Annotated in this window: 16 protein-coding genes; 2 read left to right on the forward strand and 14 right to left on the reverse strand. The window is 39.3% G+C overall.

Annotation, left to right across the window (positions count from 1 at the left end; genetic code table 11):
- Window positions 1-67: 67 nt before the first annotated feature.
- From P6709_RS03515 to rpmG, 6 genes are all read right to left on the reverse strand, one after another.
- Window positions 68-1,972, reverse strand: a complete 1,905-nt coding sequence (locus tag P6709_RS03515) for an LTA synthase family protein (protein ID WP_278239495.1) — start codon at window positions 1,970-1,972, stop codon at window positions 68-70.
- A gap of 374 nt (window positions 1,973-2,346) precedes the next feature.
- Window positions 2,347-3,312, reverse strand: coding sequence for an ROK family glucokinase (locus P6709_RS03520; protein ID WP_278239496.1), 966 nt, complete (start codon window positions 3,310-3,312; stop codon window positions 2,347-2,349).
- A 2-nt stretch (window positions 3,313-3,314) separates the two neighbouring features.
- Complete coding sequence (locus P6709_RS03525; RefSeq protein WP_278239795.1) at window positions 3,315-3,530, reverse strand: YqgQ family protein; 216 nt, start codon at window positions 3,528-3,530, stop codon at window positions 3,315-3,317.
- Window positions 3,531-3,631: 101 nt separating this feature from the next.
- Window positions 3,632-5,185 (reverse strand): rhomboid family intramembrane serine protease, encoded by a 1,554-nt coding sequence (locus P6709_RS03530; RefSeq protein WP_278239497.1) that lies wholly within the window; start codon window positions 5,183-5,185, stop codon window positions 3,632-3,634.
- Between the two features lie 82 nt (window positions 5,186-5,267).
- The gene (locus P6709_RS03535; protein WP_278239498.1) at window positions 5,268-5,843 is read right to left on the reverse strand and encodes a 5-formyltetrahydrofolate cyclo-ligase; all 576 of its coding nucleotides are present in this window, start codon (window positions 5,841-5,843) and stop codon (window positions 5,268-5,270) included.
- 84 nt (window positions 5,844-5,927) lie between these two features.
- Entirely contained in the window at window positions 5,928-6,077 is a 150-nt protein-coding gene (gene rpmG, locus P6709_RS03540; protein ID WP_039809691.1) for a 50S ribosomal protein L33, read from the reverse strand.
- Between the two features lie 211 nt (window positions 6,078-6,288).
- Between rpmG and P6709_RS03545 the strand changes: the two genes are divergently transcribed.
- Both P6709_RS03545 and P6709_RS03550 read left to right on the forward strand, forming a co-directional pair.
- Window positions 6,289-6,657, forward strand: coding sequence for a hypothetical protein (locus P6709_RS03545; protein WP_278239499.1), 369 nt, complete (start codon window positions 6,289-6,291; stop codon window positions 6,655-6,657).
- A 67-nt stretch (window positions 6,658-6,724) separates the two neighbouring features.
- Window positions 6,725-7,129, forward strand: coding sequence for a hypothetical protein (locus P6709_RS03550; protein ID WP_278239500.1), 405 nt, complete (start codon window positions 6,725-6,727; stop codon window positions 7,127-7,129).
- Between the two features lie 550 nt (window positions 7,130-7,679).
- Here the strand turns inward: P6709_RS03550 and phoU are convergent.
- The 8 genes from phoU to P6709_RS03590 form a co-directional block, all read right to left on the reverse strand.
- A complete protein-coding gene (gene phoU / locus P6709_RS03555) occupies window positions 7,680-8,339 on the reverse strand; it encodes a phosphate signaling complex protein PhoU (RefSeq protein WP_278239501.1) in 660 nt (219 codons plus the stop codon).
- Window positions 8,340-8,376: 37 nt separating this feature from the next.
- On the reverse strand, window positions 8,377-9,192 hold the full coding sequence (gene pstB, locus P6709_RS03560) for a phosphate ABC transporter ATP-binding protein PstB (protein ID WP_278239502.1): 816 nt from the start codon (window positions 9,190-9,192) through the stop codon (window positions 8,377-8,379).
- A 30-nt stretch (window positions 9,193-9,222) separates the two neighbouring features.
- The gene (pstA, locus tag P6709_RS03565; RefSeq protein WP_278239503.1) at window positions 9,223-10,101 is read right to left on the reverse strand and encodes a phosphate ABC transporter permease PstA; all 879 of its coding nucleotides are present in this window, start codon (window positions 10,099-10,101) and stop codon (window positions 9,223-9,225) included.
- A 2-nt stretch (window positions 10,102-10,103) separates the two neighbouring features.
- Window positions 10,104-11,051 (reverse strand): phosphate ABC transporter permease subunit PstC, encoded by a 948-nt coding sequence (gene pstC, locus P6709_RS03570; RefSeq protein ID WP_278239504.1) that lies wholly within the window; start codon window positions 11,049-11,051, stop codon window positions 10,104-10,106.
- Between the two features lie 77 nt (window positions 11,052-11,128).
- The gene (locus P6709_RS03575) at window positions 11,129-12,142 is read right to left on the reverse strand and encodes a PstS family phosphate ABC transporter substrate-binding protein (protein WP_278239505.1); all 1,014 of its coding nucleotides are present in this window, start codon (window positions 12,140-12,142) and stop codon (window positions 11,129-11,131) included.
- Between the two features lie 189 nt (window positions 12,143-12,331).
- On the reverse strand, window positions 12,332-14,503 hold the full coding sequence (locus P6709_RS03580; RefSeq protein ID WP_442905288.1) for a peptidoglycan D,D-transpeptidase FtsI family protein: 2,172 nt from the start codon (window positions 14,501-14,503) through the stop codon (window positions 12,332-12,334).
- 129 nt (window positions 14,504-14,632) lie between these two features.
- Window positions 14,633-15,241 (reverse strand): superoxide dismutase, encoded by a 609-nt coding sequence (locus tag P6709_RS03585; protein WP_278239507.1) that lies wholly within the window; start codon window positions 15,239-15,241, stop codon window positions 14,633-14,635.
- Between the two features lie 152 nt (window positions 15,242-15,393).
- Window positions 15,394-15,876 (reverse strand): DUF456 domain-containing protein, encoded by a 483-nt coding sequence (locus tag P6709_RS03590; protein ID WP_278239508.1) that lies wholly within the window; start codon window positions 15,874-15,876, stop codon window positions 15,394-15,396.

Raw genomic sequence — 15,876 nt, forward strand, 5'->3', positions numbered from 1 at the left:
TTAAGCACTTGGAAGAACAAAAAAACGGGCTTCTCACAATGAGAAGCCCGAAATCTTAGCAGATAAGTTATTCTTCAATTAACGTATCGTCTTCAATTAAACGTCCGTTTTCAGCATCGTAGAAACGAAGAAGGTCACCGTAAATAATTTCATCATTGTAGGCAAGTTCTTCGTCAGCTCGTTCTTTGAAAGGTGCACAGGCTTCCATATCTGTTTCTTCACCCGTTTCTTTATCCCAGCATGTTTCGCCGGCATACACAAGGTCTTCGGTAATAAACCTGCCATCTCTTAAGATAACAAAGTCATCATTTTCTTCAGAAAAAATATTTTGACCAAATTGAATGGAATTATTTGATTCAATACCCATCAGGTTTTGAATCGTTGGCTTCAAATCAATTTGCCCTGCAAGAGAATGGTCTGTCGAACCGATATCTGAACCTGGCACATGAATAAACATTGGCACCCTTTGAAGCTGAGTAGATTCAAATGGAGTAATCTCCTTATCCAGATATTGACTCATCGCGGCATTATGATTTTCTGAAATACCATAATGATCTCCATACATTACAATGATGGAATCTTCATACAGCCCCGATTCTTTTAAAGAAGTAAAAAATTCTTTAATCGCTTCATCGGTATAACGAACCGTTTGGAAATAACGGTTTAACGTGCCTGAATTTGAATCATATTCTTCAATAAACTTATCTTCTTCATCCAAATAAAATGGATGGTGGTTAGTCAAGGTCAGCATTTTTGCGTAAAATGGCTGTTCGATTTCTTTCATATGCTCGACTGACTGCTGAAAGAAAGGAATGTCCTTCATACCCCAGTTTACAGCCTGACCTTCTCCCACAGTATAGTCTGGAAGAGAATAATAACGGTCATAACCAAAATTTTCATAAACTATATCGCGGTTCCAAAAACTTTTGTTATTAGCATGCATCGCTGAAGTGAAATACCCTTCATTATTTAAGCTGTCTGTCAACGTGTGGAATTCATTTCCACTATGAGTAAAGAAAACAGCTCCCCGTCCGAGCGGATATAATGAATTATCCAATAGAAATTCAGAGTCTGACGTTTTACCTTGTTCAGTCTGGTGGTAAAAGTTGTCCATATAAATCGTATCCTGATCCTCTGTTAAAGAATTCAGAAATGGTGTAATGGTCTCACCATTCATTTCATTATTGATCACAAAATTCTGGGTAGACTCCAGTTTTACAACAATTAAATTCTTTCCTTCTGCAATCCCATGAAATTGATCATCAGAGTTGGTTTGTTTCGTTTCAACATAATTATTCACATCTACGAGCTCGCTGCTGTCTGCCAGAGCCCTCTGTGCGGACTGCTTGGACTGCAGATAAATATCATATAAATGATAATTATATGTTCCGATATTTTTTACCAGCATTTCCCTGTCAAATGTTCTTGTAAGCAATTGCGGGCGTTCCGTTTCAGCAAGTCCCAAATTAAAGAAGAATGTAGCGATTGCGACAAGAAAATAAGCTCGTCTGTTAATCTTGGTTGTTTCTCTGAAACCAATAAAAGCGGGCTTCATTTTTACAATTGCAATAAGCAGCAGAATGTCCACAAAGTACAGGGCATCTGTCCAGTAAACATTTTCAAGCGCACTTCCGCCTAAGTCACCAAAGTTGCTTGTTTGGAACAATACAGGAAGTGTGATGAAGTCGTTAAAGAAACGGTAAAACACCATATTCGCAAAAAGAATAAGTGTTAAGATAGTTGAAGTCGCTATAACGTATATGTTTCTATTTTTCTCTTTTTTAATAAATAAAGCTACACCAAAAATTAAAAGCAAAAAGCTTAACGGGTTAATAAATAGTATTATTGCCTGCATCATGTTATCGATTTGAATGCTAAAAGCTGCATAATAAGACACATAGGTCTTAATCCATAAGAACGCAATGGCTATAATGACAAGAGAAAGCTTTGGCATTGACCATTTTTTGTTCATTCTCTTTCCTCCTCAAACGGTACATAATTAGTATTTTCTTCAATTAATTTCAAATATGTGGATGATAACTTCAGGTAAGTCATTATAATACCTCTATTTCTTCATAATTGCAAATCAATCTTTACACAACCTTAAGATCATATTTACATTTCCACCTTTATAGACGTCCTAAACCTCTAAAAGTTTCACTTATAAAGAAAATCGTTAATATTTCCTTAATAAAGGACACATCTCAGGCACATCGCGACAAGTATTTATTATACATAAAAAAGCTGCCATTTCAAGAATGGCAGCTTGGATCAATACCGTATCGTGTACTTATAATATAGTTTTCTTATAGAAAGTATTGGGAATAAGTTTAAAGACCATCAGCCTTAGTGTTTATATTTAATCAGCCAGGCAGCACCAATAACGCCTGCATCATTGCCTAATGTGGCTACTTCAATCGTCGTTGATTCCGCAACAGTGGGAAATGCATATTCTTTAAACTTGGCTCTTAAAGGCTTTAACAGGGTATCACCTGCATGAGATACGCCTCCGCCGATCACAATTTTTTCAGGATTCAGTGCGCTTCCAAGGTTTGCTAAAGATAATCCCAGATAAAAAGTCAACTTTTCTACAATTCTCAATGCAATTCGGTCTTCTTTTTGAGCAGCTTCAAAAATTGATTTTGCCGTCAGACGTCCATTTTCATGGAGGATATCTCGTAAAACAGATGGCTCATCATTCCGGTTAAGTTCGTCAGTTGCTAAACGAATAACCCCCGTTGCAGATGCTACCGTTTCCAGACAGCCATATTTACCGCAGTTACAATAATAGCCATCCACAGGCACTGCCGTAATATGGCCAATCTCTCCCGCCGCTCCTTTGATTCCATGGGCAATATCGCCATTGACGATGACACCGCCGCCAACACCGGTCCCTAATGTAACGCAAATCACGTCTCTTGCACCATCTCCTGCACCTTTCCACATTTCTCCAAGCGCTGCCACATTTGCATCATTTTCAATTACAACCGGCAGATCTGTCAGGGCTTGAAGCTCATCACGTAAAGCAACCGGTTTTTCCCAGCCAATATTAACTGCTGTATATAAAATTCCAGTCTGCATATTGACAGGTCCTGGAGCTCCTACTCCGATTCCCAGAATGCTTGCAGGGTCAATGGCCCTTTCCGTTAACTTGCTTTTTATCGCAGCAGCAATATCAGGAATAATTTGAATTCCTCTATTTTTAGTATTGGTGGAAATGACCCACTTTTCCATTATCTCTCCGCTTTCGTGTATTAATGCCATTTTTACGGTTGTACCGCCTATATCCACACCTATAATCAATTTTTCCATCTTTATCGATCACCTGTCCGTCCAGATTTATTTTCAAGTTGAATTTCATTTCTTAAAAGCAGGACTGCTTTTTGGAAATCCTGAATGTCAATGAGCTGGGAATGGTAAAGCTCCTTTATTTCCACTTCCATCATTTCTAAATTCGTTTTACGGTCTCCTATGTAAACAAATATGCCAAAACGTTTTAATAGCTGCTGCACATCCCAAATTGTAGCCAGGTCCATTTTAAAACTGTCCCCCGTTCAAAGATCTCATCAACAAGTATAATCGATTAAAACCACAACCTCAATACCAATGCACGAAAGGGTGCTATAAGAGATCAGCGTTCATCTTTTAACCTAGTAACCAACTCCTCATAGGGTCCGTGGTCTGGTTCAATGGATAAGGCTGTCTCTGCATGAGTTAATGCTTTTTCACTGTCACCCAGTTCCAAATACACCAGTGCAAGATTGTAGTGTGCCTCATGAAAATGGCCGCGGTCATCTATTGCTTTTTCAAGATTGACTCTCCCATCTTCATAGTTCTCTTCTTGTAATTGAATAAATGCCAGCAGGAAATAGGTTTCGGGTGTAGCTTCTCCGTTTTTCTCCAATGCGGACAAATGACTATAGGCCATCTCGAGTTCTCCGTTTTTTATACTTTCCTGAGCAAGAGCATTAACTGACATTGGATCTTTTTGAACAAATGATCCATTTAACCCTGCATAAACTGAAAGAGAAACCCATATGAGGACAGTCAAAAAATACAGAACTTTTTTTGCTGAATTCTTTTCATTCGGAAGTGCAACAAAACCGGCAGCGAGAAATCCTCCAGCTAATCCACCTATGTGAGCAGCATTATCTATACCAGGAATGGTGAAACCAAAGGCAAGATTAATTCCGATAACAACTAAAACGTTCGTTCCCATTGTCCTGAAGAAAATCTTGGTATGCCGCAGTCCAAAGTAAAGAAGCGCTCCAAAACACCCAAATATTGCTCCGCTTGCCCCTGCGGATATCGTAAAGGAAAATACATAGCTCATAAGTGAACCTGTAAATCCGGCGGTCATGTATATTATAAGAAAGCGGCGCCCGCCAAAAATTCTTTCAATCAGCGGTCCCAAGTAAAAAAGAGCAAGTGTATTCATAAATAAATGCAGGAATCCAATATGAAGAAACATCGGTGTGATGAGCCTAAACCATTCCCCCTCGTTAATCAGCGGGTTATATTTAGCCCCAAAATCAATTAACGTCCGGGTATTAGTGCTTCCACCGTTTCTTTCCAATAGATAAAAGACAATTAAATGAACAGCTATAAACAAATAGCTCCAAAAGGGCTTTGAGGCATTAAATAGCTCCTGCTCCTCTTTTTTCTGCTCTTCCACATACTCCTGAACCGCTTTCTTGTACATGTGAGCGTGTTCAATAATATCTTGCTCAAGATCAGCTTCTTCAGGGCTGGATTTAAACTGCAGGCGATTATCAAATGTCGAAACACTATCAGTAAATAGAGTTACGGTTGTCGTGCGAACAGTGACCCGTTCATTCGTTTCCTCTATATTTTCTACTGCATTCCTTTCTTCATTCTCAATCTCAGGGAAATGAAGAAATAAACAGTTTTCAATTGTAATTTTTCGTTTTTTTACGTGTTTTCTTATCTCCTCTGACTTAGCAAACAAGGAAGACTTATCTTCTTGAATAAATTCATCCAGACTTTCTTTAGTTGCAAGAATTGAGGTGGAATAGTAAAGCCTGACTATTACAGAGTCTTTCCTTTCCCCACTCTCAAACCATAATTCATTGTGGTCCGGAGAAAGGCTGATGAGGCGGTATTGTTGAACAATAAGCAAGTAATAAGCTGCATGCCAAAACTCTTTATATGTTTTTTCAATCAATTAGCTCACTTCTTTCCGCTGCAACCATTGGTCTTATAACTATATCGAATGACTGGAAGCGATGCAAAGAAAGAATTCCTGATCAATTCTTGTACCCGGGATCTTCCCCTGCAGCATAGGACTCTCCGATGACAAGTTCAATAGGCTGATCATGCGGTTCAACCGGTACATTTTCAATTAGCTGTTCATCAAAACATAAAGAAACGGTTGCTCCTTTGTAGTTCTGTAAATACCGGTCATAATACCCGCCGCCGTAACCCAGTCTATATCCTTTTTTAGTATAAGCGAGTCCAGGTACGATCATGAGATCGATTTGACTCGAGGCGATGCTTTCAAGTGAATTCACCGGTTCGAGCAGTCCAAAAAACGAAGGTTCCACTTCAGTAAAGCTTTGAATTCTATAAAAACTCATACTTCTGTCAACACGCTGACACTTTGGGACAGAAACCATTTTCCCTTCCTCCCACGCACGTCTGATAATGGAATAGGTATCGACTTCAGGAAATCTAGAAATTGTAATGCCAATGCTTTTTGATTGTTTCCACACATTCGTTTGATAAAGTTTTTCTTGAATGCCTTTTGAACGGCTTTGTATGGATTCATCGCTATTTTTTTTCAAAATCAAACTCATTTGTTTTCTTAGTTCATGCTTGTTCATCAACTTCCTCCTTTTCCAGATGCATCAAAACAATTAAAAAATGCCAGAAACGTTGAACACAACATTTCTGGCAGCTGTAAAACATTATTTAGTCTCGCGGTGAAGAGTCACTTTCTTCAAACGTGGACTATATTTTTTAAGTTCAATACGATCTGGGTTGTTACGCTTGTTCTTCGTAGTGATGTAATTACGATCACCAGTCTCAGTGCAAGCAAGTGTAATGTTTACACGCATGTCTTATCCCTCCAAACATTCAAATGCTATTTTAGCTATTCGATTTCATACGACTTTTCAATAATACCACTATTGAAATAAAAAATCTATACTGAAGAACACGATTCATAAAATTAATTGTTGATAAATAATGATATATATTTTAAAACTGATCACACGAATGAATAGCCTCATGTTACAATATTGTACGTATTCTAATGGGGGTGAAACTATGCATACAGCCGCTTTAATCGTTGCGGGTATTGTCATTTTGTTACTTGTACTGTCATTTTTTATGAAAGACCGTTCAAAATCAAACGAACAGGAACTTGAAGATTTATCCATGAACCTTTATCAGGAAATATCTCAGCTTAAAAAAAGAATTAAAGTGCTTGAAGAGGAACTGATGGTCGACACAAAGTTTGTTCCATCAAAAAAAGCTCCGTCATCTCCAAAAACAGTTCAAAAAAAACCGATCAATGAAATCATTGTCAATCAGGTACTTTCTTTACATAAGCAAGGCGTATCCACTGATCAGATCGTAACCTTGTCTTCTCTTCCAAAAGAAGAAGTACAAACCATTATTCAATCAAGAAAGTGAGGAAATACAAATGGATCGAAGCACCATACGGGCTTTGGCTGCAGGAATGCTCACAGGAGGTTTTATCATGTTTGCTGCGAGCCTATACTTGGCTGATGAAGATCAGCAGACTTCAGCTTCCTCCAACGCAGATTCGGCAAATACTGTAACGCTAACTAAAGAGGAACATGATTCTCTTAATGCTCAAATAAAAGAGTGGGAAAACAGAGTGATTGAACTTAGCAAATCAAAAGAAGCTTCTGGAGAATCCAATGCACCACCTGCCACTACACGATTCATCTTAACCATTGAGCCCGGGATGACCTCTCCTGAGATTAGCCAGGAACTTGAAGAATTTGATATTATCGAAGATGCTTCAAAACTGGATGAGTACCTGAACAATCAGGAATTAACAGAAAACATTCAAATCGGTAAGTATGATGTCAACTCGTCTCTTTCAATAGAAGAAATTGCTGATTTAATTACAAGATAGTATAGTTCATATTATTAATATGAGCCTGGGACAATAGCGTCTCAGGCTCCTTGTCCGGTTCCCTGCGCATCAGGCGGACGCTTTCCGCAGGGACGGAGGCTTGAGCCTTCTAGGGCCCTGCCCTGCGAAGCCTCAAGCCTCCGTCAAATCCTGCTGGAGTCGCCTCCTTCCGCTCCGCTCACCTCATACTATTAATAAATACTGCAACATTTTTATACTTCTTTTAGTTATGTCCCAGCCTGATCAACAGTTTCGCTTCGCTCAACTCTTGCTAAAATATTTTGCCTCATTTCTAAACTTTTCAGTAATAATCCAATACCTTTGATAGGTCTACTTCCCTTTTGGAGGATTTATTCTAAATATTTCCTTGCCGATAGAACCCAAGCCTCACCTATCAGTAACTGATCACACAAAATTAAGCCTCGTTGTTCACAGTTAAACAAGTCTTAAACTTGATCATATTGAGCGGTGCATTATTCTCAATAAATAAAAGTTAACCCCTGACGATAATGGTGCCTGTCAGGGGTTAATACTCATTATGAAGCTATTATTATTTATTCAGCTCATATCTCGTACCTTTAACAAGGTAAAAAATATTTTCTGATATATTCGTTACGTGATCTGCTGCTCTTTCAAGATACCTGCAAATAAATGAAAGCTGAGTAATTTGAGACAGTTTTTCAGGTTTGTTGGCGCTAATGCTTAACAGATCCTGAATCGTCTGACCATATAATGAATCGACTTTATCATCCATGTCGGCAATTTTCTTTGCTTTTACGATATCCTCATCTATAAAGGCCTCGAGAACAAGAGCAATCATTTTTGATGTCTCAAGATGCATTTCATGGATATGTTCAATCGGCTTAACAAAAGGATCGTCACCGATTCGAATAGTTGATTTAGCAATATTCACTGCAAAGTCAGCGATTCTTTCCAGGTCAGCAGCAATTTTAATCGCTACAATGACTCTTCTTAAATCAGTTGCTACCGGCTGCTGTTTTGCAATTAATAAAATAGCCTGGTCATTAATCTCCTCTTCAATTCTGTTTGCTTTAATATCTTCATCCATAATAAGCAGAGAATCTTCAATATCATGATTTTCAAGGGCTATTAATGACCGGTCCAATGCTTTTTGAGCAAACGTCCCCAATTCTACGATCTTTCGGTTCAATTCTTCAAGATCCGCTTCATATCTTTCTCTAACAGACATCTAAATTCCTCCCCAATTCTTTTAATACCCGATTGTATTATCCAAAACGACCAGAAATGTAATCTTCCGTCCGCTTATCAGAAGGGTTGGAGAAGATTTTATCTGTTTGATCAAATTCAATTACTTCCCCATTTAAGAAGAATGCAGTTTTATCTGAAATACGGGCAGCTTGCTGCATATTATGAGTAACAATAATAATACTGTATTCTTTTTTAAGCTCTTGAACAAGCTCTTCTACCTTCAAAGTTGAAATAGGATCGAGAGCTGAAGTAGGCTCATCCATTAAAATTACATCTGGTTCAATTGCAAGACAGCGTGCGATACAGATCCTTTGCTGCTGACCGCCGGAAAGACTGTATGCATTTTCGTTTAAACGATCCTTTACTTCATCCCAAATTGCTGCACCTCGAAGGCTCTTTTCAACAATTTGATCCAGTATTTTTTTGTTTTTTATTCCGTGGATACGCGGACCATATGCAATATTCTCATAGATTGACTTAGGAAAAGGGTTAGGCTTTTGAAAGACCATTCCAACCTTGGTCCGCAATTCCTCGACCCTATAGCCTTTTTCGAGAATATTCTTGCCGCGATAAATGATTTCACCTGATGTTTTTACGGAAGGAATCGTTTCTGTCATACGGTTGAGTGTTTTAATATATGTGGATTTACCACATCCTGAAGGCCCGATAATAGCTGTAACTTCGTTTTCTTTAATATCTAAATCAATATTTTTCAATGCATGATTAGTGTCATACCACAAGTTAAGTTGATTTGATTGGTAAACAGAACCTCTGCTTGCAGATTCTTTTTCTTTTTCTGGAACTTGAATTTTAGGTTTCACTGTCGTTGTCATAGGAAAAGCTCCCTTCATCCTCTTTAATAATTAATATCTCTTCTGATACTTATTACGAATAAATACAGCAATTGAATTCATAATGATAAGCAGCGTCATCAATACGATGATCCCCGCGGCCGCTACATCATGGAATGCAACCTGTGGACGTTTCGTCCAGTCGAAGATTTGCATTGGCAATGCGGTAAACGTACTCATAATGCTATCTGGGGTAAACATTAAAATCGTCGGGATTCCCAATACTACTAGCGGTGCTGTTTCGCCAATAGCTCTTGATAAAGCAAGAATGCTTCCTGTTAATATCCCCGGAATCGCTGCTGGCAATACTATTCTTAAAATTGTTTGCCATTTTGTAGCACCCATCGCGTATGATGCATCTCTAAGTTCTTTGGGAACTGATCGTACAGCTTCCTGGGAAGCCACTATTATTATTGGTAAAATCAACAAGCTCATGGTCAGAGCAGCTGCCATAAGGGATATACCTAATCCAAAGAAACGAGCAAAGATTGTGAGTCCAAGAAGTCCAAAGACTACAGATGGAACACCAGCCAGATTGGATATATTGATCCGAATAAAATCTGTAAATTTATTCTTCTTTGCGTATTCTTCAAGGTAAACCGCCGTTCCTACACCTAAAAACATTGAAATTGGAGCTACTAAAAGCATCAGATAAATCGATCCCAGAATAGCTGCCTTTATTCCTGAATTTTCCGGAATTCGAGAAGCGAAACTAGTGAAAAATTCGAGACTGAGATACTCACTTCCTTGAGTGACAATGCGATAAAGCAGGATTGCCAGTACAATCAATCCAAACATCGTTGCTGCTAAAAATATAGCTTTTAACACTTTATTTTTTAATAAACGGCTATTCGTTTTATTCGCTACGGATTCATGATCAATATAATTCATTCTTAATACTCCTCTCTAAAGCGCTTGGAAATATATTGTGCAAGCATATTCATGATGAGGGTGAAAATGAACAACGTAAATCCGACAGCATAAATACTGTAGTAAATAGTTGTCCCATAGCCTACATCACCTGTAGATACCTGAACAATATAAGCGGTCATAGTCTGAATGGATCCTGTGAGGTCACCATCAAACCTTGGAGTTGATCCTGCCGCCACCGCTACAATCATCGTTTCGCCAATTGCTCTTGAAATTGCCAGAACGGTTGAAGCGACGATACCGGATATCGCTGCAGGAAGAACAATCTTAATTGCTACTTCAAGCTTTGTGGAGCCGAGGGCATACGCACCGTCCCTCATAGAATTAGGAACTGAATTCATTGCATCTTCAGAAAGAGAGGCAATCATTGGAATGATCATAATTCCGACTACGATACCAGGACTAATCGCATTAAAAATGCTCACCTCAGGGGAAATGGATCGTAAAATCGGAGTAACGAATGTTAAAGCGAAAAAGCCATACACGATGGTTGGAACACCAGCAAGCACTTCTAAAATCGGCTTGATAATTTTCCTTGCCCGAAAGCTCGCATATTCACTCAAATAAATGGCAGTGGCAATACCGATTGGCACTGCAACTAAAACAGCAATTCCCGTAATTTTTAATGTTCCTACTATTAATGGGAGAATACCATATGTCGGAGTCGAGTTAGCAAAAGGATACCACTCGGTCCCAGTGATAAATTCCCAAAATGACACACGGGTAAAGAAAGTATAGGTTTCAAATAATAATGTTGCCAGGATTCCTACTGTTGTTAAGACAGAAACCACGGCGATGGCTAATAACAATTTGGGCATTAATTTTTCAACAAATGACAAGAGACCCCGATTGCTATTTTTTGCAATCAATTCCTGTACATTCAAAGTTGAATTTGATTCCTTCATCGACATGTGAAAACCCTCCTATATCCAAAAGACACAATGAGATGAGAAGCGCGAATATCACGCTCCTCTTCTCAAACCTGATTTTATTTTAAAGATTCAATTGTTTCCATATCTTCGTCATACAGTTCTTGTGGAGCTCTTACATATCCTACAGCTTCTGCAAGGTCTCCAGCATTTTCAATTGCGAAAGTGATAAAATCTGCGGCAGCAGGATTCTCACTGATTGATGAGTTGCTTACATAAGTAAACAATGGACGTGATAATGGTGCATATTCACCAGATTCGATCGTTTCATTCGTTGGTTCAACAGGTCCCTCACCATTGTCAATTGGAACAACTTTTAATGTATCTTGATTTTCTAGATAGTACGCATAGCCAAAGTAACCAATTGCATTCGGAGAACCTAGTACACCTTGTACAAGTACGTTATCATCCTCAGAAAGAGTAGCTGAACGTACAATGTCGTCCTCTTCTAAAATAACTTCATTCCAATAGTCATACGTTCCAGAGTCTGTACCTGGTGAGTAGTATTCGATTGGCTCTTCAGGCCATCCTTCACGGATATCAGCCCAAGTTTTTTCTTCACCATCTTCTACCCACATAGCTTTTAATTCTTCAACTGTCAGGTGATCTACCCAGTCGTTTTCCTGGCTGACAACTACAGAGAGTCCGTCAAATCCAAGTTCTACCTCTGTATACTCAATTCCTGCTTCTTCTAATGCAGAAGCTTCTTCTTCTTTAATTGGACGAGAAGCATTTGAAAATGCAGTTTCACCAGCGATGAATTTTTCAAATCCTCCGCCAGTTCCAGATACTCCGGATGAAACCTGAACGCCAGGCTGTGCTGCTGCATATTCTTCAACAATTGCCTCCATGATCGGGGCTACTGTAGAGGATCCGTCTCCTTGTACTTGACCTTCAAGTTCTCCCTCTTCACCGGAAGTATCAGAAGCAGATTCTTCATTTTCAGAAGTTTCTGCGTCAGTAGCATCTCCGTCTGTACCGTTTGCCGCTTCATCTTCTTCTCCACCGCAAGCAGCCAAGAATATTGCTGATCCCAGCATAGTGGTCATTGCCAAGTACTTAAAACTTTTCATACTGTAATTCCTCCTAAAGTGTTGGTTGGTTTGTCCTACATGTAATACAATACTAGGAGACTATTAAGTAGATATAAATCAAATGTAAAGCTTTTGTAAATTAACATTAGTTTTAGGTTTATCTTCTGAAAAAAAGGTTACAAAAAGCCAGATCCCATACAGGATCTGGCTTTTTGAACTCTTACATAATTAGTTTCCGGCATTCGCTTCTTCTTCAGCAAGTTCTATTTCAACTGCTTCATCTGCTCCGCCTTCTTCCATCCGTTTTTCTCTCAGTTCAAAATATTTTTCGAGAATAGCGGTTCCCAGATCTTCATTGGCGTCTACTCGCAGCCGTTCTGTTCCATCATTAGGGTACAGCCAAGGAACCATAACGGAAAAAGCAACTTCCGGTTTATCTGCAGGCGCATAGCCGACTAGAGTTGAGTTGATAGTTAAAGGAGGATCACCCAGGTAGTTGTCCACATACTTAGGTCCAAAATAAACAACTTCTGCTGTACCGGTTTTTCCTGCAGCGACATAGCCGTTTCCTTTTAAATCCTGTCCTGTACCGTTCGCTCCATTGAAACTTGCGAAGAAGCCCCGCTTCACGTGATCGATTTCTTCCTGTGTATTATTGAGCTTATTCAGCACGTCCGGTTTCATTTCCTGAAGCAGCGGTCCTAGTGTATCATTTTCCTTGCTGGGCTCCCTGATTTGTTTCACAATTTTTGGTGCAATACGGTTTCCGCCATTTGCAATAGTAGAAACGTATTGAGCCATTTGCATCGCAGTATACGTGTCAAACTGTCCAATAGCCAAATCAAGGTACTTACCTGGCAAAAAGTCATTGTTAGCTTGAAATCCGGTATTTTCTCCAGGCATATCAATGCCAGTTTCCACACCTAGTCCAAACTGTCCAAAATAATTTCTGAATTTTGTGAACGATGATTTACCAATATCAATAGGCTGCTTTGGAGTATACGTGGCACCAGCCATATCAATGGCCACTTTGAACATATATCCATTCGAAGAAACTTCCAGCGCTTCCAAATCAGTCATTTGACGATAGGCCTCGCGATTGCCATAGTAGGAGCCTTTCAGAGGAGATCCTTTTATATTGATAACTTCATCCACATACCCTTTATAAGGAAAGGACACTTCATCCTGATAGCCAGAAAGGATCGTAGCTCCCTTAACACTTGAACCAGCTTCATAGGCACTTGTAAATGCGCCGATATTGTAATCTATGATTTCGTCTTCTTCTTCATCAAATTGCTGGCCGACCATAGCAAGCACTTCGCCCGTATCAGGCTCCATCATCACTACAAAGGCACGGTCAAAAATTGGACGGCCTCCTCCTCGTTTGAGGTTTTCAACGTAATCGCCTACGATTTTTTCAACTTCCTTTTGGAGTTCCATATCTATTGAGAGCACAAGATCTTTTCCACGTTCTCCTTCATGAACTGTCTGACTGTCAATGACATTGCCGGCTTTGTCGGTTATCGTTTTAACCTTGGATTTCTGCCCCTGCAGAATATCTTCATACTGAAGCTCCAAATAGCTCGTTCCGACTCTGTCGTTGCGTGTATAATCTCTTGCAAGATAGTAATCTATCTTATCTTCAGGAATGGATTTCACACTTCCAAGAGCAGATCTGAAAACATCGCCATATGCATACTGACGATTCCAATCCACTGTGGTATTTACGCCCGGCAGAGTATTTAGATGTTCACTTACAGTAGCAAACTCTTCATCTGTTACGTCCTCATTTTTAATGATTTGAGGAGAAAGATTGTATCCGGACTGCATTTCGCGGTAAATAGCCAGAACTTCTAATTCTGAGTCTGTTAGTGCATTCAGCTCATCTTCTGTAATTCTCTCTCTTATCAACTCATCATATTCAGCCTGACTTAATTCGCCACCCTCAAACAACACTTGTTCTTCTTCAGTGATTTTTTCTTTTGCTGCCTCAGGGTTTTCGCGCACCCAATAATCCTGTTTATCACGTGTTGTTACCTTTTTTGTCTCAACGGTGATTAGTTCAGCTAGCCTTTTTGCCACCATCGTCATTTCTTCTTGAGAAGTCTGCTGATTTTTTGTGTATGTAATGGCATTCACAGGCTGATTGTCCACTACTATGTTTCCATTCCGGTCAAAGATTTTCCCCCGTGGCACACTCGTATTTACTTCTACCTCTTCCGTTCTTTCAAGCTCCCTGACGTAATTTTCACCATTAACAATCTGCAGAACGCCGAGCCGGAGAATCAAGAGGGAAAACATTAAGAAAACCGCAAAGAAAAGAACGTTCATCCGTGATGAAACGTGATTCTTTTTTTGCTTTTTTTCTCTGGTTCGTGCTGTTTCCTTTTTCAACCGCATACTTCCTTTCTATATATAAACCTGATTATATTCATTTTATAGAATCTGTTTACCATCTTCTACAGTTTAGCACTTTTTTCATTAAAACGACAAAAAACCCGCACAAAAATGTGCGGGTTTTTTTATTCTTTATCTTGCTGCTACATATAGTTTTTCAACTGCGTTCCAGTCCACTACATTCCAGAAAGCGTTAATGTAGTCAGGACGCTTGTTTTGATATTTCAAATAATAAGCGTGCTCCCATACATCAAGACCTACTACAGGTGTTTTACCTTCTGTAAGTGGAGAGTCCTGATTAGGAGTGCTTGTAATTTCAAGCTGGCCATTATTTACAACTAGCCAAGCCCATCCAGATCCGAAGCGTCCAGCTCCTGCTGCTGCGAACTCTTCTTTAAATTTTTCAAAGCTGCCAAACTTTTCGTTAATTGCAGCTGCAAGTTCCCCAGAAGGCTCTCCGCCACCGTTAGGAGAAAGAATCTTCCAGAAGAATGAGTGGTTGGCGTGTCCGCCGCCATTGTTTCTAACTGCTGTTTGTACAGAGTCCGGAACGGTGTTCAAGTCTGCCATCAGCTCGTCAATTGTTTTAGACTGAAGGTCACTGTGCCCTTCAAGTGCATCGTTTAATTTCGTTACATATGTGTTATGGTGCTTCGTGTGGTGAATATTCATGGTTTCCTTGTCGAAATGTGGTTCAAGTGCATCATACGAATACGGTAATTCTGGTAATGTATAACCCATGATTAAATTCCTCCTTATGTAAATTAGTCGAATCATCAAATGATTCGTTAACTTCAGAACTTAGCGTATCAAATCCTGAATCATTCTTCAATTTTTTTGCTTTGCTTTTTGCCCTTCCCTTTTAAATTACCCAAGACAACTAAGATTAATCATTAAAGGACGGCAAATAAAAAATATACGATCATAAATAATTGAACAGCCCCTTTTGTCACAACCGATGTGACGAATCCTATTAAAGATCCAAATCCAATTTTTACTGCTTGTTTAAAAGGTGTTCTATTCACCAGCAATTCGCCGGCTACAGCGCCTATAAATGGACCAGCAATAATTCCGATCAGTGGCAGAACAAATGGACCGACTAAAAGACCGATCGTGCTTCCCCAAATACCTGCAGAAGAACCTCCAAATCTTTTAACCCCAAATAAGTTTGAAACATAATCTGCACCAAAAAGCAAAATGACTAATAAAATCTGGATGGTCCAAAACAGCCAGTTAAACGGATCAAACGAAAAAAAGAGTCCATATAAAAGAAATCCTGCTAAGATAAAAATAACACTTGGTATGATGGGATAAATTAATCCTATGAACGCAATCAGGAACACCAGACTAATCAACACCCAGTACATAATTTCCAA

The organism is Jeotgalibacillus sp. ET6, from assembly GCF_029667115.1.
In the GTDB taxonomy this organism is placed as follows: domain Bacteria; phylum Bacillota; class Bacilli; order Bacillales; family Jeotgalibacillaceae; genus Jeotgalibacillus.